General features: G+C 48.2%; 21 protein-coding genes and 1 tRNA gene. 7 read left to right on the plus strand and 15 right to left on the minus strand.

The annotated features are described in order from the left end of the window. Positions 1-8: 8 nt before the first annotated feature. Both HPS57_RS11035 and HPS57_RS11040 read right to left on the minus strand, forming a co-directional pair. Positions 9-1,127, minus strand: coding sequence for a mannose-1-phosphate guanylyltransferase (locus HPS57_RS11035; protein ID WP_172183072.1), 1,119 nt, complete (start codon positions 1,125-1,127; stop codon positions 9-11). A gap of 69 nt (positions 1,128-1,196) precedes the next feature. Then, positions 1,197-1,676: a nucleoside deaminase gene (locus HPS57_RS11040; protein ID WP_172183074.1), complete on the minus strand. Its 480-nt coding sequence runs from the start codon at positions 1,674-1,676 to the stop codon at positions 1,197-1,199. A 322-nt stretch (positions 1,677-1,998) separates the two neighbouring features. Here HPS57_RS11040 and HPS57_RS11045 point away from each other — a divergent pair. Both HPS57_RS11045 and greA read left to right on the plus strand, forming a co-directional pair. Next, positions 1,999-2,080: transfer RNA gene (locus tag HPS57_RS11045), tRNA-Leu, on the plus strand. A gap of 159 nt (positions 2,081-2,239) precedes the next feature. After that, positions 2,240-2,707: a transcription elongation factor GreA gene (gene greA / locus HPS57_RS11050; protein WP_135940273.1), complete on the plus strand. Its 468-nt coding sequence runs from the start codon at positions 2,240-2,242 to the stop codon at positions 2,705-2,707. Between the two features lie 447 nt (positions 2,708-3,154). Here the strand turns inward: greA and HPS57_RS11055 are convergent, their stop codons facing one another. Together HPS57_RS11055 and HPS57_RS11060 are read right to left on the minus strand one after the other, a co-directional pair. After that, positions 3,155-3,835, minus strand: coding sequence for a hypothetical protein (locus HPS57_RS11055; protein ID WP_172183076.1), 681 nt, complete (start codon positions 3,833-3,835; stop codon positions 3,155-3,157). Further along, complete coding sequence (locus HPS57_RS11060) at positions 3,799-4,449, minus strand: hypothetical protein (protein WP_172183078.1); 651 nt, start codon at positions 4,447-4,449, stop codon at positions 3,799-3,801. The genes HPS57_RS11055 and HPS57_RS11060 overlap by 37 nt, the downstream gene beginning before the upstream one ends. Before the next feature lie 153 nt (positions 4,450-4,602). On the opposite strand from HPS57_RS11060, the gene HPS57_RS11065 reads away from it, so the two are divergent. Further along, the gene (locus HPS57_RS11065; protein ID WP_172183080.1) at positions 4,603-4,806 is read left to right on the plus strand and encodes a hypothetical protein; all 204 of its coding nucleotides are present in this window, start codon (positions 4,603-4,605) and stop codon (positions 4,804-4,806) included. A gap of 231 nt (positions 4,807-5,037) precedes the next feature. Here HPS57_RS11065 and HPS57_RS11070 read toward each other — a convergent pair whose 3' ends face one another. The 5 genes from HPS57_RS11070 to HPS57_RS11090 all read right to left on the minus strand — a co-directional run bounded on the left by HPS57_RS11070 (position 5,038) and on the right by HPS57_RS11090 (position 9,863). After that, positions 5,038-5,841: a KilA-N domain-containing protein gene (locus tag HPS57_RS11070; protein WP_172183082.1), complete on the minus strand. Its 804-nt coding sequence runs from the start codon at positions 5,839-5,841 to the stop codon at positions 5,038-5,040. Positions 5,842-5,852: 11 nt separating this feature from the next. Further along, a complete protein-coding gene (locus HPS57_RS11075) occupies positions 5,853-6,236 on the minus strand; it encodes an L-rhamnose mutarotase (RefSeq protein ID WP_172183084.1) in 384 nt (127 codons plus the stop codon). Between the two features lie 95 nt (positions 6,237-6,331). Further along, on the minus strand, positions 6,332-6,724 hold the full coding sequence (locus HPS57_RS11080) for an HIT family protein (RefSeq protein ID WP_172183086.1): 393 nt from the start codon (positions 6,722-6,724) through the stop codon (positions 6,332-6,334). 86 nt (positions 6,725-6,810) lie between these two features. Then, positions 6,811-8,349 (minus strand): peptide MFS transporter, encoded by a 1,539-nt coding sequence (locus HPS57_RS11085; protein WP_172183088.1) that lies wholly within the window; start codon positions 8,347-8,349, stop codon positions 6,811-6,813. A gap of 101 nt (positions 8,350-8,450) precedes the next feature. Then, a complete protein-coding gene (locus tag HPS57_RS11090; RefSeq protein ID WP_172183090.1) occupies positions 8,451-9,863 on the minus strand; it encodes an MFS transporter in 1,413 nt (470 codons plus the stop codon). A 259-nt stretch (positions 9,864-10,122) separates the two neighbouring features. On the opposite strand from HPS57_RS11090, the gene HPS57_RS11095 reads away from it, so the two are divergent. Beyond that, positions 10,123-10,350 (plus strand): surface protein, encoded by a 228-nt coding sequence (locus HPS57_RS11095; protein WP_172183092.1) that lies wholly within the window; start codon positions 10,123-10,125, stop codon positions 10,348-10,350. Then, complete coding sequence (locus tag HPS57_RS11100; RefSeq protein ID WP_135940279.1) at positions 10,347-10,691, plus strand: type II toxin-antitoxin system RelE/ParE family toxin; 345 nt, start codon at positions 10,347-10,349, stop codon at positions 10,689-10,691. Before HPS57_RS11095 ends, HPS57_RS11100 begins: the two co-directional genes overlap by 4 nt. Positions 10,692-10,893: 202 nt before the next feature. Here HPS57_RS11100 and xyl3A read toward each other — a convergent pair whose 3' ends face one another. Continuing rightward, on the minus strand, positions 10,894-13,485 hold the full coding sequence (gene xyl3A / locus HPS57_RS11105) for a xylan 1,4-beta-xylosidase (RefSeq protein ID WP_172183094.1): 2,592 nt from the start codon (positions 13,483-13,485) through the stop codon (positions 10,894-10,896). A gap of 729 nt (positions 13,486-14,214) precedes the next feature. Between xyl3A and HPS57_RS11110 the strand changes: the two genes are divergently transcribed. Both HPS57_RS11110 and HPS57_RS14455 read left to right on the plus strand, forming a co-directional pair. Continuing rightward, on the plus strand, positions 14,215-15,066 hold the full coding sequence (locus HPS57_RS11110; RefSeq protein WP_172183095.1) for an acyltransferase family protein: 852 nt from the start codon (positions 14,215-14,217) through the stop codon (positions 15,064-15,066). Between the two features lie 28 nt (positions 15,067-15,094). After that, the gene (locus HPS57_RS14455; RefSeq protein WP_256378290.1) at positions 15,095-15,223 is read left to right on the plus strand and encodes a hypothetical protein; all 129 of its coding nucleotides are present in this window, start codon (positions 15,095-15,097) and stop codon (positions 15,221-15,223) included. Between the two features lie 388 nt (positions 15,224-15,611). Here the strand turns inward: HPS57_RS14455 and HPS57_RS11115 are convergent, their stop codons facing one another. From HPS57_RS11115 to HPS57_RS11135, 5 genes are read right to left on the minus strand one after another with little or no spacing between them, the layout of a single operon-like run. Next, on the minus strand, positions 15,612-17,747 hold the full coding sequence (locus tag HPS57_RS11115; protein ID WP_172183096.1) for a glycoside hydrolase family 65 protein: 2,136 nt from the start codon (positions 17,745-17,747) through the stop codon (positions 15,612-15,614). Between the two features lie 38 nt (positions 17,748-17,785). Continuing rightward, entirely contained in the window at positions 17,786-18,649 is an 864-nt protein-coding gene (locus HPS57_RS11120) for an alpha-1,2-fucosyltransferase (protein ID WP_172183097.1), read from the minus strand. A gap of 6 nt (positions 18,650-18,655) precedes the next feature. Then, positions 18,656-19,429: a glycosyltransferase family 2 protein gene (locus HPS57_RS11125; RefSeq protein ID WP_172183098.1), complete on the minus strand. Its 774-nt coding sequence runs from the start codon at positions 19,427-19,429 to the stop codon at positions 18,656-18,658. 4 nt (positions 19,430-19,433) lie between these two features. After that, a complete protein-coding gene (locus tag HPS57_RS11130) occupies positions 19,434-20,612 on the minus strand; it encodes a glycosyltransferase (protein ID WP_172183099.1) in 1,179 nt (392 codons plus the stop codon). Positions 20,613-20,643: 31 nt separating this feature from the next. Then, positions 20,644-21,585: a hypothetical protein gene (locus tag HPS57_RS11135; RefSeq protein WP_172183100.1), complete on the minus strand. Its 942-nt coding sequence runs from the start codon at positions 21,583-21,585 to the stop codon at positions 20,644-20,646. Between the last annotated feature and the right edge of the window lie 59 nt (positions 21,586-21,644).

The raw sequence follows: 21,644 nt of genomic DNA on the forward strand, positions 1-21,644 counted from the left end.
TGCCACACCTATTTCCCGTTATAGCGTGTCATTGTCTTCACAATCTGGTCGGAAGTGTCCTGCCTTGGAGTAATGAGAAGTATGTCGTCATGCTCTGCAACGATGAAATCCTTCAGGCCGTTGATGACCGCCTTCCTGCCTGAGGGCAGAATCACAAGGCATCCTTCCGTGTCGGAGAGTACGGCTTCCGTGGCAAGGGTGACATTGGCGGCACTGTCTGTGGACACCGCTTCGTAGATGCCATGCCACGCTCCGATGTCCGCCCAGCCGAAATGGCACTCGCGGAGGCAGATGTTCTTGCATTTCTCCAGCACTCCCGCTTCGATGGAAAGGTTAGGACACATGGAGTAATAGTCGGTTATCCAGGCTTCCTCCCTCAAAGGTGTCGCACCTTCCTGATTGCCGAAGAGGCGTGCCACAGAGGGCATCACCGCTGCAAGATGGTCACGTATCATCTTGGTGGAGATGACATACAGGCCTGTGTTCCACAGGAACTCGCCGCTCTTCATGAACATCTCGGCAAACTCGCGTTCAGGCTTTTCCGTGAACGACTGCACTGTATGGAAATCCCCATGCCTGCCATCACGATACTCCAACGGCTCTCCTTTCTGCAGATAGCCATATCCCGGGTTAGGGCGTGTGGGCCGTATGCCCATTGTAAGCAGGCAGTCGTGCCGGGCGGCATATTCAAGGCTTTCAAGCACATCGTCACGGAAAGCCACATCATCCTGTATCAGTTGGTCTGCCGGTGTGACGATAATTGTGGCGTCGATGTCCCGCGCATTGATGCGATGTGTCGCCCACGCCACGATAGGAGCCGTGTTGCGCCGTATCGGTTCGCAAAGGAGGCATTCCTCGGAGAGTTGCGGCAGTTGCTCACGCACAATGTCTTCATAGTCGATATATGTAGACACGTATATGTTCTCCTTCGGAATTATCCGTTCGAAACGCTCGTAGGTCTGTTGTAACAGTGATTTGCCGGTCCCAAAGAAATCAAGAAATTGTTTTGGGCACTCTTCACGGCTGACAGGCCACAGGCGGCGTCCTTTGCCGCCGGCAAGAATAAGGCAATAGTAGTGGGCTGTCTTTCCTGACTTCTCCCACAATGTGTTTTTCTGGTTGCTCATGGGATTAAAGTTGTTTCGCGGCTGTGCTTTCTGCAAGCATACAGGGCGTTACTGCCATAGCCGCATTGATCAATATTCTATCTTGTCACTCTTGTCGCGCCATGCACGGAAGGCAGCAAGCGCCTCATTGCGCATGACATTGATGCATGGGATGGTGCGCTCGGACATAGGACGCCCGATTTCCTCGTAAATGAAACGGTCGCTGAAGTCTATGTCCGCAGCGTCTGCGGCAGTGTTACCATAATATATGGTGTTTATACCGCTCCAGTATATCGCACTGAGACACATCGGACATGGCTCGCACGACGTATAGATGACACAGTCGGAAAGCCTGAACGTCCCAAGTTTCCGGCACGCCTCCCTTATGGCAGACACTTCCGCATGTGCCGTAGGGTCATTGTTGGCAGTGACCCTGTTGGCTCCGGTGGCAACAATCTCGCCATTCCTGACAACAACAGCACCGAAAGGCCCGCCGCCATTCCTGACATTCTCGACAGAGATGTCTATGGCCGTCTGCATGAAACGCTTATCTTTATCAGTTATTTTCATAGATTTGTAGGATTAAGAGACAGCACTTCCGCCATATCCGCCCTAATGTCCGACACATCAATGCCGACAGAAAGGCATTTATAGAATAGGTGCCGCAGTTGTGCTTCTCATATTTATTATGCATGCAAAGATAATGCAAACCGAGAGCAGCTGAGCTTGCTCAGAACTGCCGAGGTGCAGCTTATCTTCTGCAAAGATAAGATATTCCAAGGATAAATGGGAAGAAAATTGTTAAATAATTCTTAATTACGCACAACTTTTAACCTAAGGCTTCCTACTTTCAACTTTTATTAGTACCTTTGCATCACAGAAAATACTGTTCACCCAGATGGCGGAATAGGTAGACGCGTTGGTCTCAAACACCAATGCCGCAAGGCGTGCCGGTTCGATCCCGGTTCTGGGTACTACGGAACTAAGGAATGGCGAGCATCGTGATGCTCGCTTATTTTGACGGTAAAGATTGTGGGGAATTCTGGTGCAACGGTTTGTATCAGGATTCTTATATTTTTGCCGTCTGCTTGAAAAACAACATTATTAACAGCTAATTTTAAATTCTAAAAGATATGGGATACATGTCAAAGGAAGGCTACGAGAATCTCGTGGCCGAACTCCAGCGTTTGGAGTCAATAGAGCGTCCGAAGGCCTCGGCGGCTATCGCAGAGGCTCGTGACAAGGGTGATTTGTCAGAGAATGCGGAGTATGATGCGGCAAAAGAGGCACAGGCGCATCTCGAAGATAGAATCAATCAGATGAAGATGACTATCGCAAACGCGAAAATCATCGACAAGAGCCGTCTCAGCACTGATGCCGTGCAGCTTCTGTCAAAGGTCGAGATGACAAATCTTGCCACAAACACCAAGATGACCTACACCATCGTAAGTGAGCAGGAGGCTGACCTCCGTGCAGGAAAAATCTCCATAGAGACTCCTATCGCACAGGGCTTGCTCAACAAAAAGGTTGGCGATGAGGTGGAAATCAAGATTCCTCGCGGCATCCTGAAGCTGCGCATCGACAGCATCACTATCGAGTAAACATCCGTGTCTGCTGCTTCCGGAAAGCTCCGCAAGCAGGTTTTCCATAGGCATATATGCAAAAGAATATGCGGGACTGTGTCGTTTATCATGACACAGTCCTGCATTATTTTAAATAGGTAAAATACAAATTACACAGGAATTACAAACGAGATGCGCAGACATGAAAAGACAAAGATACTAAGTGTCACCTTTCATTATAGCAGTCATTTTATCCTCTATTTTTCATATATACGGAAGATGCGGTCCATCATCTTCCGTATATATGAAAAGTAATTATACAGATATTTTTTGTATAAGAAACATTATGTACTTAAGCAATAAAACAGATGGCGTATCACAACACTGACACGCCATCTGTTTTATTGCTTAAGTGACCTTCATAGAATTTATGATTAGCAAGTGTGACAAAAACTCCTAATGTTGAATTGCAAATTCATAAAAGTACTATTGCCAAACATCTGAATTCTCAATAAGTTGATATGCCCATATGAAATTCGATGGGTCAGCAGGCAAATTTTTATTGTATACTATTCCTGATGCATCACAATTGATAACGAATATTCTTGATACTCCGTCTGTAATATAATCTGTTGTTGGGATAGGAATAAAACCAATTTTTCCTGTTGTGCCATTTAGTCCCATTGCATTTTTAGGAGCATTTGCAGACTCATAGTTGCCTGGTGAAACAGATGTGCCTGGTTCTGTTGTTAAGTTTTTATGAACTATAAAATATCGTGCAATATAACTGCCAGGGACTATTCCATAATCAACCCACCTATTGCCAACACTATATTTCCTCCAATCACTTTCTGGTTCAAGGCGGTCATAACCGTATGCCTTATAAACATTTGATGCTCTGCTCTGCAAATCAAACAAATTACTCTTGGCATTCGCAACAGATGTTGCGATGCTATCTTCTGTCTCTTCATTATCAAGGTAATAGGTAGTTGTGTCAGAAAGAATTATTGTTTCACCATTGTCAAGGTGTATAATCTTTCCTGTACTCTCATCTTGTGTATCTCCAAAACTTTCATCTATTGAAGAGCATGAACAAAATGTTAAGCAAATAAACGTACATGTGGCAGGGACTAATCCCATACATCTTGTAAAATTAAAAATTTCCATATTAATTTATTGTTTGTGAATGAATTTATTGTACATTGCACATGGTTGCCTTCTGAATTGTAGCCTATGAAGCGAGTACTTGTTGTTAGAATATTTGTATTTGTAACATTATCTTGTTCTACACAGAATGTTTTATCGTTTAGGCCTGGGCAATATCCCATATTTTGCAAACCTTTTTCAGGGACAATCATCAATGTGTTATCGGGCTTTGAAACATATTTTGCATATAATTTTGTTGAAACGTAATAAATTTTATTTGGCGTAAGTCCATAGTTTTCTGCCCAATTTCCAAATTTTGCCTTTTCCCAGCAACCTACGAAATCTTGGTTATAACCTATAACTTCATAGTGTTTATTTTCTTCGTACTCCATTTTCTCCACATTTTCAATCATATATGTATGTGGGAAATCTGTGCGTACATTATGGAAAAAATCTTCTTCTGTTGGATAGTATTTGGTTGTTTTGTTGATGGTTATAACAAAACCATCTTGCATAGTCAACGAAGTGAAATTTTTCTCAGATTCGCAACCGCATAAGATTGCAAGGAGGGAGAGGATTCCCCAACACACATTTTTGCCATAGAATCTTATTACTTTATTGTCTTCAGATGTCATAATTGATACTTTTTACAAAGATAAAGAAAATGTATATTAAGAGAAAGTTTTTTTTTGTTTTTTTTATGCAAATTTTACCAATAGTTACAACTACTTAGGTGCCTATACCTTTAATACATTACTTTGGCAAAAATATCTTTTGAGACCAAGGTTTTGGATGGGTATAGAGACGAACTAAGACCTGTGTTCAAATCTACTCCTACACAGTTTCAGACAACCCTTTACGCCTCCACCGACATGCTGAATGGCGGAGATATGCCGGAGAACAAACTCACTGAACGTCAGTGGAAAATACTCGATTGCATCAAAGCATCACCATCGGGCACCGCCAAACAAATGTCGGGACTTTGGCTGTGAATTCACGTACAATAGAACACGGCCTGTCTGTTTTGAAAAAGATGAGCATCTTGAAACATAAGGGCAAGGACAATGCCGGTATGTGGGTTGTGTTTGGCTGATATTTTGTGCCTGGATGTTGTGCACATATTTGAAAGCAATCTTTTTTACCAGCATGGCAGAGAGCATGAAGATGATACAAGAATGCGTTATCGCGGCATCTACAGATTTGCCACCAAAACTCTCAACACTTTATTTTAATAATTTTCTGTCATTACCGCCGCTTTCCAGCACGCTCATCTGATGGATGGCAATATGGTTGAGTTTGATAAGACGATCCGATTGAGACAATCCCTGCTCAATGAATACGGCATTGAGGCTTTCCATATTGGAGAGGCAGATAAGTTCATTCACCGTGGCATAGTCGCGGATATTGCCCTTCAAATCTGGGTTTGCCTCACGCCATTGCCTTGCAGTCTGTCCGAACATCGCCACGTTCAGCACATCCGCTTCATTGGCATAGATTATACTCGCCTGCTCTTTGGTCACTTCCATGGGAATAAGATTCTGCTTGATGGCATCCGTATGTATGCGGTAATTGATTTTGGACAACTCACGCTTCGCTGACCAACCGACAAGCCGTTGTTCTTCAGTCTTAAGCCGCTGAAACTCCTTGACTATATAAACCTTAAACTCAGGGCTAATCCACATAGCAAACTCAAACGCTATATCCTTGTGTGCGTATGTGCCACCGTATCGTCCGGCTTTCGCTTGTAAAGAAATAGCATTGGTACGGGCAACAAATTCCTTTACGCTTATCTTGAAACTGTTGAGACCAGACTGATTTCTAATTGTGGCGAATTCGCCATAATTAAAATTTGGATTGTAGACCTTTTCCCAAATCCCAAGGAATTCAAGTGTATTACGGTTGCGCAACCAATCAGTGATAAAGAAATCACCGTCTTTGGCGTGAAGCATATCAGTGAGGCAGATATAATCCTCACCATTAACTTTTACAACATTTACTTCCGTATTTTGGACGGTAATTTTTGTCATGTGATTGTAATTTACTTATCATAAATACGGAAGATGCGGTCCATCATCTTCCATTTCTGGTCGCTGGTGTCAGTGGGATTGCACTGCTGGAACTGTGCCACGTAGGCTTCCCAGTCATCCTGTCCGGGGAGTTGCGCAAGCTTTGCCATTGCTGTGTCCCAATCGAAATCCTCGGGAGCGTCGACAATCATAACGACTTGTGTGCCCAGACGGTAGAGTTCCATCTCAAGGATTCCCACTTCGCGCATGCCGGCAAGCACCTCCGGGCGCATGTGCAGTTCGTCGTGTGCCTCACAATAACGGCGGATAAGCTCTTCACTGTCTTTGAGTTCCATGGTCTGGACATATCGTTTTGTGCGCTTCCCATGGTCTTTTTGGATATATCCCTTTGTCATGTTGGTAGAAAATTATGTTATTAGTTCATTATCCTATAAAAAGCAAAAGTGCGGCATCACCCCGTATGGAGATAACACCGCACTTTCCTTATTCTTTATTCAAAGTTCTCACGAATCTTTTTTGCAATCTCCTCAAACTCTTCCTGTGTGAGGGAGAGTTTCGGATTGGAGAATATCATGTCCTTCTCCGACTGCATCGGAATAAGATGAATATGCGCATGAGGCACCTCCAGTCCAAGTACCGCCTGCCCTACCTTTATGCAAGGGAAGGCTTTCTTTATCGCCTTTGCCACGCGTTTCGCGAACACTTGGAACTCTGCAATCTCGTCGTCCTCCATGTCGAAGATGTAGTCCACCTCACGGCGTGGAATGACGAGTGTGTGTCCCTTCTGCAAAGGGTTTATGTCAAGGAAAGCATAAAACGTGTCGCTTTCCGCACACTTGTAGCTTGGAATCTCTCCACAAGCAATTTTAGAGAATATAGACATAAGCGTAAAGTCTTTAATGGTTATATTATTCTGACAAATTGACAATTTGCCAACTTGTCAATTTGTTAGATTAAGGCACTGCCATACTATGCAACCTTATTGAGCTTCTTGATGATTGAGAAGATGAACAGTGCGCTGAGGAGGCAGATTCCTGCAAGGATTCCCCAGATGACAGGGAGAGAGAAGTTCCATCCCCACATCAGTCCCGGAATCATCACAAGCTGGTTGCCGATGGCTGTGGCTGCGAACCACAGACCCATCATGAGTCCTGCGTACTTAGGAGGAGCCACCTTGCTGACGAAGCTGATGCCGATAGGTGAGAGGAGAAGCTCTGCGAAGGTAAGAACAAGATAGGTGGAAATGAGCAGGTTAGCACTCACACGTTCAGGAGATGCATTGCTTTCGATTGCTGCCGCCTGGTCCATAGGAGCAAGAAGTCCTGTCGAACCTGCTATCATAAGGCAGAAAGCTGCTGCAGCGACAAGCATGCCGAGTCCTATCTTCTGCGGACTTGTAGGTTCCTTACCCTTACGGTTGAGCCATGAGAAGAGTGCCACGCTGACCGGTGTGAGCATCACAACGTAGCATGGATTGAACTGCTGGAAGATAGGAGCCTTGACGTCCACGATGCCTTCGAGTGAGTTGTACTTGTAGGAAAGGAAAGCACCGGCAGCAACGATGATAGCCGCACTGATGCCGCGTCCGTTCATTGTCTTGCTCTGGAAAATGCCGAAAAGGCCGTAGACGATAAAGATACAAGCCACAAGGTTTGTCACATCGAATGCCATGCTCTGCAATCCCTCGGAGGTTGTCTGTGTATAGTCACGTGCGAAGAGTGTCAGAGTAGCACCGTTCTGGTGGAATGCCATCCAGAAGAAGATAACGACTGCGAAGACAAGGCAAAGGCATACGATGCGCTCACGTGTCTCGGAAGCAGAAAGCTCCGGCACGTTTGTCTGCGCTTTCTCTGCGCCGCCGCTCTTTGATTTCTCACCAACAAGCACATGCTTATAGGTTGATTGGGAGAAATAATATATAAGTATGGAGACTATAAGGCTGACACAAGCCACTGCAAAAGCGAAATGGTAGGAGTCGGCCTCTGACACATCGAGACTGCTCTGTGCGTAGTCCATAATCTTTATGGCAGCCGTAGGCGCGAACATAGCACCGATGTTGATAGCCATGTAGAACAAACTGAAACCGGAATCACGCTTGTCGGCAAACTCCGGTGCGTCATAAAGGCGACCGACCATCACCTGAAGGTTGCCTTTGAAAAGGCCTGTTCCAAGACTGACAAGCACCAATGCCACCGCCATCACTGCCACAGCGAGGAAATCTCCTCCCAAAGGCACAGACAGAAGAAGGTAGCCAATGAACATGATGAAGATGCCTGTCGTCACCATCTTTCCGAATCCGAAGCGGTCAGCGGCAACACCTCCGATGACAGGGAGGAAATAAACCAGCATCAGGAATGTGGAGTGAATAGTTGTCGCAAGCCCCGGCTCATAGTGGAAATTGGCCTGCAGATAGAGAATGAATACCGCGAGCATGGTGTAATAACCGAAACGCTCACCGGTGTTGGCGAGGGCAAGAGCCCACAAGCCTTTAGGTTGTCCTTCAAACATAGAGTTTTCTGTTTTTGTTGTCCCTGCGCCCTCCCTCCGTCATGATGCGGAGAGAGGCGCGGGACGGTTAGTTGTTTTTTATGAATTAGATTGTATAGTACTTATTTTATATTAGGAAGCTCCAGTCCGTAACCACGCTTCTTGTCCACCGCCTTAAGGTAAATGGCGATGATAAGTGCAAGCACACCGAAGCCTGCGAACACAATCAGAGGCACAGTGTAGTCGTATGGGATGAAGTCCGCACCGGCTTCCTTTGCCGCAATGACGGCAGGATTGTCCTCGTTGGTTGACGTAAGAATGTTGCCGATGAGTTTCGGAACAAAGCAGAGTCCGATGTTCTGCACCCAGAATATAAGGCAATAGGCACTTCCGAGAATCTTCTCGTCAACAATCTTCGGTACACTTGGCCACAAAGCAGCAGGCACAAGGGCGAAGGAAATGCCGAGAAGCACGATGGTAGAGTAGGCTATCACCGCGCTCTTTGTCTCAGGAAGGACAAAGGCAAACACAAGGTGGCAGCAGATGAGCAGCAGCGCACCGCACATGAGCATTGTCGCTCCCTTGCCCTTACGGTCAAGGAAATTGCCGAGGAACGGTGTGATTACCGCCGCACCGATAGGGAACCAACGGAAGATGTTGGATGCCTCTTCAGCGGAAATGCCGTCAAGATTGCACTGCAACATGTTAGCACCGTAGCGCTGGAATGGGAAAATCGCACTGTAATAGAGCACGCAGAGCAATGCCACAATCCAGAAAGCCTCAGAGGTAAGAATCTTGCCAAGGTCGCTGAACTTGAACTCTTCCTCCGGGTCTGACTCTTCTGCAGTCACACCTGTCTGGCTGTCGAGCTTCTTGTCCATGAAGGTGAACACCGTGTAGGTTATCAGTCCGATGAGGAGAAGCACAGTACAGAATGCCACAGGGGCTACGACAGATCCCATCTTGTCGGCAATAATCGGCGAAATAGAGAATATCGCAAACACACCGACACGTGCTATTGCCATCTCCAGACCCATGGCAAGAGCCATTTCCTTGCCCTTGAACCACTTCGCGATAGCCTTTGAAACGGTCGTTCCCGCCATTTCACAGCCACAGCCGAAAATCATGAATCCGAAGCAAGCCATCTTGGCACTGGCAGGCATGCTCACCCACCATGAGTTCAGCCAGTCAGCCATTGCCGTTGTCTGGAACCACTCTGTGATACCGATGAACTTGATCACCGCACCGACAAACATCATGGATGCCGACAACTCGCCTGTGAAACGGATGCCCGTCTTGTCGAGAATCACACCGGCGATGATAAGGAAACCGCAGACATTGACGATGTATTCTGACGCCGCATAAGTACCGAACACATCAGGAGTCCATCCACGCTGGCTCTCCATAAGAGCCTGAATAGGAGACATCACGTCCACGAACATATATCCGAAGAACATCATGGACGCAATGAGCACAAGTGCTGTCCAGCGCATTGCCGGAGAGTCATTGAGCTTTTTCTGTATTATTTCTGTCATTTTTTATATAAGATTTTTTCTTACATTGTGCAGAACCCATGCAAACCGAAAGCAACTTTGGATGACCAAAATTGCAGACTTTCACATTATTCCGTGCAAAGATAATAAAAATTATTCAATTATTGACCATTCTTAACAAAAAAACTATACGTAGAAAGCATTATGTACATAAAAACAGAAGTTTTTCAGCCAAATGATTTGCATATTCCAATGAAAAAGAATAACTTTGCATCATCAACCCAATAATACCAAAAACAATATGAATGCAATAATGCACATGCCAGTGGAAAGCCTTTGGACTGTAATCCAGTCGTTGTCCATCAAGAACAAGCGCTGGCTTTCAGACCGGCTGATGGAAGACCTTTCCCAGTCCAAAGAGGCAGTAGAGACAACAAAAAAGGAAATGCTTGACAGAGTTGTCGCCAGCTTCACAGATATTAAAGAAGGACGGACACATCCATTAAACGAACTCTGGGAACAGCTATGAATATAGAATTCAGGTACACAGACGAATTCCTACGAGAGGCAAAGATTCTTTCAAAACGCTATCATTCATTCAAAGATGATTTGAAGAAATTCTGCGCAGATTATGCAAACAACCCATCTTTAGGTGATGATTTGGGCAATGGCATCCGCAAAATAAGAATGGCAATAGCTTCAAAAGGCAAGGGGAAAAGCAATGGAGCAAGGGTTATCACGTTCACACTTTATATTGATACGCAAAACTCCACTGTTTATCTTGCCCTGATCTATGACAAAAGCAAACAGGCATCAGTATCAAAAAAGGATATTCTTGATGTACTCCGAAGCAATTTTCTGATTGATTAAAAGCAATATCAACTTACCGAACAGAAGAACCGCACTTATGGCTGTCGTTGAGAAACCATAAGTGCGATTCTTTGTATTTAGATATTTCATCAAATATTTACACGCTTATTCTACGATATACCATCTACCGCATAGCGTTTCTTTTACCTGTTGAACTACTACAAACAGAATGTATCGTGGGGCGCATTCATGGAATGACTTTTTATTTCACAGTCACCACAATCGTCTGCAAGTCTTCGGCACGTGAGCTGTTGCCCACCATTATGTTGTACTTGCCCGGGATTACGCGCATCGTGTTTGACTCCTTGTCCCAGCACTCGAAGGCTTCGCGAGGCAAATCCATCACGACTTCCGTCTTCTGCCCAGCCCCAACGTTGACGCGGCGGAAAGCCTTGAGCGTCTTGATAGGGCCGTCTGTGTCAGCGATTCGCTTCACATAAACCTGCACAACCTCTTCGCCGTCACGGCTGCCGGTGTTCTCCAAAGCAAAGGAGAGCTTGCCTTTCTTGTAGCGAGGCTTGCCAAACACAAAGTCGGTGTAGCTCATTCCGTAGCCGAAAGCCCACAGCGGTGTGCCTTGGAAGTAACGGTATGTGCGTCCTGCCATAGTGTAATCAAGGAAATCAGGCAGGTCGTTCACACTCTTATAGAATGTTATAGGGAGTTTGCCCGAAGGGTTATAGTCACCGAAGAGCACATCAGCGACAGCGTCGCCTCCTCGTTCGCCCGGATACCATGCCTGAAGAATCGCCTCACAGTTCTCTGTCTCGTCAGTGAGGGCTATCGCAGAACCTGAGCAGTTGATGTAGACAACGCGCTTGCCGGCAGCCTTCAACGCCTTGATAAGTTCGCGCTGGCACTGCGGAAGCTGTATGTCCGTGCGGTCACCACCCTTGAATCCGTAAGCGTCGACCTTCATTTCCTCACCCTCAAGGCGTGGGGAGATGCCGCCGACAAATACAACAACGTCGGCGTCCGCTGCCTGAGCCACAAGGTCATTATCAGAAACGGCATATTTCTCATTGATGTCAAACTCAAAATGAGCCATTCCGCTGACCTGGATGTAGTCAACCTGAATGTCGTATGCCCTGCCGGCAACGGCTTTCAGTTCCCTGCGAGTGGTCTGCATGCCGTGAGCCGAGCGGAACCGGTCAGCCACGGTGTCGCCATTGATAATCAGGCGGTAGCCATCATCAGCCTTAAGGTCAATGGTCACGGTGCAGTCCTTTTGCGGCTTGAACACAGTGGTGTAGGTGGCGGAAAAGTCCTCCAGCTCCACACCGGGCGCAAAGACTGTGTTGCCACCATTGTCCAGGTGCACAGGATTCACATACACAGCAGTGGCAACCGGTGTGCCCTCCTGCTTCTTGTTGTTCCAGTAGAACGCCTCAACACCCGGCATTCCGGAACGCGTTGTCAGCTCATTGAAATGGCTTATGGTAACAGCATTGGCGACATGCCCTGCACCGTTGATGTACTTCACGGTGGCATTCTTGCCCAACTTAGCCTTTATTCCGTCAAGGATTGTCACGGTGTGGGTAGGGTAACCGCTGTAGTTTCCCCACTGCATCACACTGTCGTTGGCATTCGGGCCTATGACAGCGATGTTCAGGTTCTCCTTTGCAAGCGGGAGGATGTTGTTCTTGTTCTGCAGCAAGACCATTGATTCCTGTGCCATCTTGTAGGCAAGATCGTTGTGAGCCTTGGAGCACAGACGCTCCTCAGGTATCTGCATCCATGGCACAAGGTGGTCAGGGTCCATCTCGCCAAGGCGGAAACGTCCGACAAAGAGGCGTTTCAGGGAAACATCGAGGTCACTCTCTTTAAGCTCGCCGGCCTTGACTGCCTCGGGAATAACCTTGTAGACAGAGCCGCATTCGTTGTCCGTTCCGGCAAGGATGGCCTTGGCAGCCGACTCCGCAGGTGTCTTTGTGTACTCATGATGCCCCTTTGTATGGAAATCGCGGATCGCTCCGCAGTCGGAGACGACTATGCCCTTGAAACCCCATTCGTCACGGAGAATCTGCTGCAAATAGCGTGTCTGACCGCAGCAAGGCTGTCCGTCGATGCGCTGATAGGCGCACATGACCTCCGCCACATCACCCTCCTGCACCAGAGCCTTGAACGCTGGGAGATAGGTTTCCCACAGGTCGCGCTCAGGCAGGTTCTCGATGTTGAACGAGTGGCGGTTCCATTCCGGCCCGGAATGCACGGCATAGTGCTTGGCGCAGGAAAGGAGTTTCTTGTACTTGGCGTCCTTCGGACCCTCCAGACCGCGCACCACGGCAAGTCCCATGCGTGTCGTGAGGTATGGGTCTTCGCCATAAGTCTCCTGTCCGCGTCCCCACCGCGGGTCACGGAATATATTAATATTAGGTGTCCAGAACGACAGACCCTGATAGCGGTTCATCTGCCCTGCATGTACCGCCTGACGGTACTTTATGCGCGCCTCGTCGCTCGCAGCGTCGAAACAGCGGAAGAGCAGTGCGTCGTCCCATGACGCCGCCATACCCATAGTGATAGGGAACACCGTGGCGAATCCGTTTCTCGCCACGCCGTGGAGCGTCTCGTTCCACCACTGGAAAGGCTTTATGCCGAGCCGCTCCACAGGACCGGAGACATCAATCATGAGCCTTGCCTTCTCCTCAAGCGTCAGTCTGCCGATGAGGTCGTCGGCACGCTGCTCGGGAGTGAGTGCCGTGTTTTGATAGGGATAAGTTGTCTGGGCTGTGGCGGAGAATGTCATCGCCACGCCAAGAGCCATAAGTGTCAGTCGTTTGGGAAATGTAGTCATATAGTTTTATCTGTTGATTTGTTGCGCATAGGAAAGTTTCTGCAAATTTCGTTAAAATTATTGATATTCCCAAACCATCGGACAAAAATCCACCGTTTTACGCCTGTTTTCTCCCCATTTAGGTCATTTCCCACCTGTTTCCTACACCTTGCTTCACGGCAGAAGCAACCACTTTGAAAACCATGCATATTGGTATTGCTTGCGAAGCGTTACCTTTCACCATGCAAAGTGTCACCTTTTGCATGGTCAAGTGTCACCTTTTGCAGTGCGAAAGGTTACCTTTTGTCTATGCTTCTGTAATAAGTTGTATTACAAGCAGTTATCCTTAAAGTCGGAATATATGGGTTGTAGCTTTCTTGATTGCCTGTATCCGGCAATAATATTATCGGTCGGTAAAACTCCACAAGTTGTTTTGAAATAATTGTTGAAACTTTGCCAATAATACAGAAAAATCCATTATCTTTGCACATCGATAAGCTGTGCTGTCGGAAATCCGCATGCGCTTCAACAAACAACGCGATGATTGCAACATATTGTAGCCTGCATTGTCGTGCCTTCGTTTGAGATTTGGAAATCGCAGTTTCCAAATCCTGGCTTGAATACATGGTGTTCCATGCATGGAGAGATGCTTTTGTGCTTGTCCGCAGCAGAACAATAAAGAATGAAACATACGGACAGTGTGTTGGTGATGCAGAATACTTTTAATTAACAGATTAACAAAAATAAAATATGGGAACAGGGAGAACCGAGAGAATCATATGGATTGACAGTCTGAAGGCGTTTGCAATCTTCCTCGTCATACTGGGGCATTCCATACAGTGCCTTGCCACTTGCGCTGGCTTGAGCGAGGTGTATGATTTCATATACTCTTTCCACATGCCGTTGTTCATGACCCTGAGCGGGCTCTTTCTTGGCAAAATGCTTGCCGACAACCCTAAGAGTTTTCTCCTGAAGAGGGCACGCCAGTTGCTCCTCCCTGTGCTTTCGTTCTCGGTTGTGGCATTCCTTGTCCGCCTGCTGACACCGCTGGACATGACCATGGGACTCGGTTTTGCGGACTATCTTGCAGGAGGTGACATGTGGTTCCTGAAATATCTTTTCGGATGCAGCGTGATAGCTTATGTCTCCAACAAGCTCTTCCGCCGTGAATGGTTGGCGGCGACCGTGCCGCCGGCATTGCTTGTGACGGTTTCAAGAGTGGGAATCTTCCGCCTTCTGCCGTTCCTTTGGCTGGGACATTATGTCCGCAAGCATGAGGGAAGCATGGCAAGGAATGCCAAATGGCTGCTGCCGGCATGCCTGGTGGCGTTTGCTTTGCTGTACATGTTCTGGAATTTGGAATACGATATGCCGCACTATAGGATTATGTCAATAAAGAAAGGTGTGGAATTCTCCTTCAGTTCGTTTGCCATAGTAACCTACAGATTCGCTGTCGGAATGCTGGGGAGTATGGCTCTGATACTGATTTTCAGTACTTTCGCTAAAAATATAAGGGGGGGGGGAGAACTCTCTGACGCGGTTCTTGCTTGCAAGCGGAAGGCGTACCCTCGGCATTTACTGCCTTCAGATTTATCTTCTTGAACATCTTTCCGATAACCTTGAAATCCCTGTGCTAAGTGACGGTTGGAACATCCTTCTCGTCTTCTCCGTGGCAGTGCTGGAGTTCATTCTCTGCTCACTGCTTGTCGGGCTGCTTGAACGTAATAGACTGACACGACTTCTGTTACTCGGGCAGTGAGGAAAGGTGACGCTTCGCATGACATAAGATGGCACTTGACTTGGTGAAAGATTATCTTTCTCACGGTCAAGTGCCATTTCGTTTTTTTTTACGCCGGTATTTTTCCCATTGGCAATGCATGTGCACGGGTAACCCCAAGTCTGTCATTAGAAAACAAATTAGTGGTCCGGTAAAAATGTATATATGTTTATGCCGGGAAACCTCTTGCGGAGAACCGCTGACGCGGTTCACATGGCAAGCCACTTTTGAAGAACAATCTTATAAGATGCTAATATACAAAAGGTTGGTTGCTTGTCATTGTTTTTTAGCAGATACCAATAGTTCTTTATTGCTCAAACTTTTGTCAGACAACAAAATATGTCTGTGTCACGGTGTGTTGTGCATGGACTTACGGCATCGGGGCCAGTCCCTCCCAGCGTACATTCCATTTGCCGTCCTTCGGGAATCCCGGATTCTCTGTTGTGCATCCGTCCCAGCCGGCACACATCATGGCTACGGCAGTGAGCAGTCCGCCATTGCCCGGAAGGTAGATGCGGAGGCGTTGGTCCTGGTAGTTGTGGCCGTTCGGGAGATAAGTGTTTGTGCGCTTATCCATGAGGAGCGCGCCGACTGCCTTCTCCGGCTCGTTGAGGCGTGCGGCGTTCATTGCCGTCATCGGGTAGTCCCAGCCCCAAGTCTTGTTCCAGTTCCAGTTGTCCCAAATCCAGTGGAGCGTATTGCGCATGTAGTCCTCGTTGACAAGCCGGCTCATCGGCAGTATGCCCACCGCTCCAAGCACCGCCATGTGGTCGGATGTGAAGCGTATGTCGCGATAGGTTTCGGTAGCTGTCTCCGCTGCAAGATAGAGCTTGTCATCGTTGTAAGCGAGAGGCGAAAGGCGGTCGATGAGGTCGTCCCATGCTTCGATGCGTGCCATTCCGCGCCGTTCGCGCCATGCCTGCGCCACGTTCATGGCATGATGCCAGTAGGAGAGTTCAAACGGAGGGTTGACGGTCTCGGCGGCTCTCAAAGTCTCTTGTGCAGGGATTATACCTTTTAATATATAGCGGTTGTTAGCGGAATCGAGTGTCGCGAACGAGTGCATGAACTCCGCTGTCTGCTCGATGAGGTCACCATATTTCTCCAAAACGGCGGCTTTGTCCGTGGCGTTACGGTAGACAAGCTCTGCAAGATAGATGATGTGCGGCTGCTGCCAAATGAGGAAGCTGCCCACTTTTGACGGCGCTTCTATGGCTGAAGGGTCGGTCATCTTCATCCAGCGCACACCTTTGAATCCCTGTCTCCTTGCGATTTCCTTTGCAATAGGCAGGGCTGAACGGTACCAACCGAGGGTGCGGTCAAGCAGTTCCGTGCGGTTCCATAAGGCGAACTGTGCCTGATGCCACCATATCATCTCAAGGTGGAACTTGCCGAACCATGAGTTGTAGGTCAGTCCTGTCTCCTGTGGCGGTGTTGTTCCTGCACACTGTATGGCGAGGAGATACTGGCTCTGCACCACACGACGTTCGAGTTCCTTTGCACGAGGGTCGGTGCAGGAGGAGAAATCCACCGCTGCGCCGTCAGTCCAGAATGCTTTCCAATGCTTTTTCGAAGCATTTTCCACAGCTTCGAAAGGCTGTAAGCTGATTGGTGTTGGTCGTTGGCTGAAGGAACAAGTAAATGCCAAGCGGTCACTTTCCGGAGTAAGGACGACATAGTTCTTGGCTTTCTCTGTCAGAGTTGCTTTCCCTTCCCATACGATGGTGACATAGTAGACGGTATTGTCCAGCACTCGTTTCAGCCTCGCGCAGTAGATGTCCTTCTTGCTGTTGCCGTCTTTATATATAAGCTGTGTCTCGTGCCTGTCATCATTATCCCTCCAGTCGCACGCATCGTCACAGTGCTGCCCCGTAGGGTAAGGGAAGCGGAAGCATATTCCGGTGCGCTTCTTTGACATAATCTCTGCTGCAACCATGTCTTTCTGTGGGTGGCAGACTGTCTTTACCTTAACCTCTGCACCTTTGTACTTGAACTTGCTGTCGAGCGTTCCCGTCCAAAGGTCAAGGTGTTGGTCAACAGCGGTGATGTCCTTCATACCGTCTTTGCGGTCGAAGTCGAAGCCTATCATGCCCAGATGCAGACGGTGAGGATTGACACGGAACCAGTCGGAAGCCTCCTTCTGTCGTCCCGGTGTCTTCGGTTGTCCGGCATAAAGCTCCTTATGCCCGTGCCCGAAGTCGTACTCCATAAGCGTCTCTTCCGGCTTGAACCCTTTCACGTTAGGGAAACTGTGCCATCCCCACTGGCTTTGTGTGCCGAGCGGCACACCGTTCTTGTAGTATTCCGGGAACGACTGCAGTCCTGTGATGTCGGCAGTGAAGGCAAACTCACCGTTGCCCACCGACAGTGAACTGAGCGAATCGGCCGCCGTGATGTGCGGACTGTTTCGGTTTACGAGTGCGTGGCGGTCTATTTTCCCACCCGCAGCGTTGATTGCGGTTGCTTGCAGAAAGGCGAAGAACGCAAGGAACAGTAATTTTTTCATAGTTGGTGTTTTGTTTTTTTTATGTCGTCAGTGGATTATCATAGATGTTCATCAGAGAAGAAACTGATGTCAAAAATATCTGTAAGGCTTTGGAAATCACGGAAAAGGGACATTGGAAGCATAGTCCTGCGTTTGTGGCTCATCCACAGGCAGCGCGCCTTCCCGTACATTGTGGCAATAAGGGAGTAGCTGCTGACAGGCCCGAGGATGAAGTCACATTCCGAGAGAAGGCACAAATCCTCATGTCCGCTGCCATGAGGGAAGACGATGTGGCAGTCGTTCCACTCTTCACGGCTTCGTATTGTACGCAGGAAGAAGTCACGGTCGAGGTGTTTGTCGTTGGTACACAGATAGATGTTGCACCGCTTTCCTTTGAAATTGTCAAGCAGAAGAGCGAGATAATCCATGAAATCCTTGTCCGTGAAGTAATGCCTTCCACCCATGAACGACTTGTAATCACCGCGCCGGATGTGAAGCCCGATGTTCACAGTGGTGTCGTCCGCCGGCAGCATGTTGCGTCGTGCAGCAGCCTTTATTCCATCGTCAAAGGCAAAGAGCTGCCTTATCTCGTCCATATATTCCGGCAAAAGACTGCCATAACGGACATTCCACCCTTCGACAATGGCATTGCATGAAGAGAGCAGACGCTGCTCGCATTGTGCTATAGTCATACTCTTGTTGTCATAATTTATGCAAGGTATGAGCCGTACCCCTCCCAATGCCTTTACAAGAGAATACACAGCCTTGTTATGATAAGGCATTCGACAGATGGCAAACCCTTTGTACTTATGGGCGAAGCGCATGCTCATGCTTCTGCGATTATGCTTCCTTGCCCATGCATACACATTAATATATTGATAGATGTTGTTACACATCTGTCCTTTGTCTCTTACGAACAGCATGTTTTTCTATAAGTCATTATGTTGTTTCTTTACTCGCTCCTCCAACAGTTTCGCCACGACTACAAACTGGTAGAGTGCTTCCAAGGAAGCCTTTATGAAGCCTGCTCTGCCGTCGCGCCATGCCCCTTTGAGGAAATACGTCTTCAGGAAGAACAGCATCGGGCGTCCTATGAGCGCGCCTGTGCCGTAGTTCTTGTGGCGTTTCTTCGGCAGTTCGTTGGTGCTGTACTGGTCAGTTTTCTGCAGACGGGTGCTTATCGACTCATCGGCAAGATGCACAAAAGCCAGTTCCATGCGGTTCTTCGGAATCCTTTCCACCTTGCCGTCCACTTCCGGCGAGCAGTGTATGATAGCCGGCCAGTGGGTCTTGTCCTTGCGGAAGAAGCGCAGGATATAATCAGGATACAGGCAGCGCATGAATCTTCCCATGAAGAAGTTCTTGCGTGGGATGAGCAGTCCGTCGCTTCCGCCCTGTGTGAAGGCATAGAGATAGTCCCTCAGTTCAGGAGTGACAATCTCGTCCGCGTCGACGACAAGCACCCATGGGTGCTGTGCCCGGTGTATGGCAAACTCGCGTGCAGGTTCGACAATGTTGTGCTTTCCTCGTGGAAAAGTCACTATACGGCAACCATATTCCGCTGCTATTTGCAAGGTTTCGTCCGTGGACTCCATGTCACAGACGAGTATTTCGTCAAAATCCTTCACAGCATCAAGCACCTCACGCAATCGCAGGGCGGCGTTATATGTATTGATGACTACACTTATCTTCTGCTTTTCCATAGTGTCATGATTCAATAATCCTGTTGAAATCGGCAATGCTATGCTCCGGCAGGAACAGCCGGCAATGGCTTTTCCCCTCCATAATGAGTCTGTCACGCAGTTCCTTGTCCGTCATTCCCCTCCGCATAGCGTCAGAAAGTGCGTGCACATCACCGACAGGTGTCAGCAGTCCCGCCCTGCCTTTGGCAAGAATCTCTGACGGTCCGGTAGGGCAGTCGGTGGAGATGATGACCTTGCCGAGCATAAGCCCTTCGGCAAGCACCGTCGGCAGTCCCTCAAACTTGGAGCTGTGGACAAGCGCCTGTGCAGCTTTCATCCACGGATAAGGGTTCGGTCTGAAACCTAACAGCCTGATATGGCTTTCCATTCCGAGAGACCGGATGAGGCTTTCCAAGCATGTGCGGCTCTTCCCTTCACCTATTATGTACAGTGCCGGGACATCAAAATCCGCCGTGGTGCTCCTCAGATGCGCGTAAGCCTTGAAGAGAGTGGTGAGGTCTTTCTGTGATTCCTCAAGCCTTTCCACGGCAAGGAAGAACGGTTTCGCCGCCATTTTGTTGTCAAGAGGCTCACCGGACTTCTTGATGACAGTGTCCTTGTTCAGGCAGTTGTATATGCGGCAGAACTTTTCCTTGTGTTCCGGCATCATCCGCTTTGCCTCCTCCAGCATGGCATCGGCTATGAGCACAACTTTGTCATAGTGCCGGATGTTCTTCCTTAGCCGCTTGATGCGCTTCGGCGCCCTGCTTTCTTCGGCGGCGAGGGAGAAGTGGAACCACATTATTTTCCTTACCTTTTCCGGCACAATATCCATGAAAGAACTGAAACAACTGTCAAAATCCACAACCACATCGCTCTCTCTTGAAAGTTCCTTCAGTCTTCTCCGCATTATGCAACGGCGCAGCGGATTGAGCACAATCTCGTCAAAAGCCCCATGCAAAGCATTCTTGCGGCGGTGGTGCTTGGCACGCTTGTAGGCGGTAAGCGTATCGTTCTCAACAAGATACTCTATCCTAACCTCCGGCGATATGCGCGGCAGGAACACCTCCGCCTTGTTCATCTTCATGCCGATGGCAAGCGTAATGTCATGACCGGTGTACCGGCACAGTCCGTTAAGGTACTCCACGAGCACTGTGTCAATACCACCGTCAAGGAAGCGGCTTATGAGAAAGAGTATTTTCATTGTTGCATGTGTGAGATGTCAAGTGTCTGTTTCATGGCAGCAGTGCAAGGACAAGAGCGGTGGCGAGTGCCACGAGTGCATAAGTCATTATGCGCAAAGCCCTCAGGTGCTTGATGTTTTTTGCACGCAACCTGACAAGCTCCTCCTGCGGTTCCTCTATAAGTTCCTTCTCGCGTGCTGCAATGGCATCCATGTCGTTCATGGGATACAGCCTTACGAGTTCTGTCTCTTTGTTGAAGAGGAATCCCTTGCTGTCCTTGTCAATGGTTGCCATGTCAGGGTAAAGTCGCTGTGCGGAGCGGTGGACGCAGAACTGCATGCAGTAGGAATGCAGCACCTGCTCGCTGACAGGCATGATGTGCAGGTGGCTGAACTGTGTGTTCATGATGTATGAGAAAGGTATCTGGTCCAGCCTTTCTATATGGTCGTCCTGTCCGAGCTGCTTAAGGTAAGAGAACACTGTCCTGTCTATAATGTCAGTTACCCCTCCCTTTTTTTGTATGGAGAAGCATGTCTGGAACAGCCCTTTATAGTTGAAGTCATAGCCCTTAGCCGCCATATCTTTCAGGCATTTCTCTGATTGGCTTTTCGGGTAGTTGCGTGTCTTTTCCCATATCCTGTATTCTGAGCGGAAGTCCGTATTTCTCGGATGTACCATCAGTGCGGCGTCATACTTTCCTTCCTCAAACATGTCTATCAGAGGTTTCAGGCTTTGCTTGACCTTTATGCTGCCGTCTATGCGGAGACAGATGTCCGTTGTGCAGTACTTGAAGCAGTTGTAGCGTATGTAGAAGGTCTTGTCAAATGGCGACATGCCTTCAAGGTCTTTGTCGTGGACCACTGTCCATGTGTCGGAATGTGTCCCGGCATGATCCGTGACAAGGATGTATTCGGCATCAGGATCTTTGGCATCTACTTCTCGGACTATTTCGTAGTCGTTGACGATGTAGGACAGCACCGTGTATCTTTTCATGTGTTTTCTTGTTTGGGGTTTTAGGAGTGTGGTATGTCGGTCATTGTATGCTATACTTA

It is taken from the genome of Palleniella intestinalis, assembly GCF_013166595.1.
GTDB classification, from domain to species: Bacteria; Bacteroidota; Bacteroidia; order Bacteroidales; family Bacteroidaceae; genus Prevotella; species Prevotella intestinalis.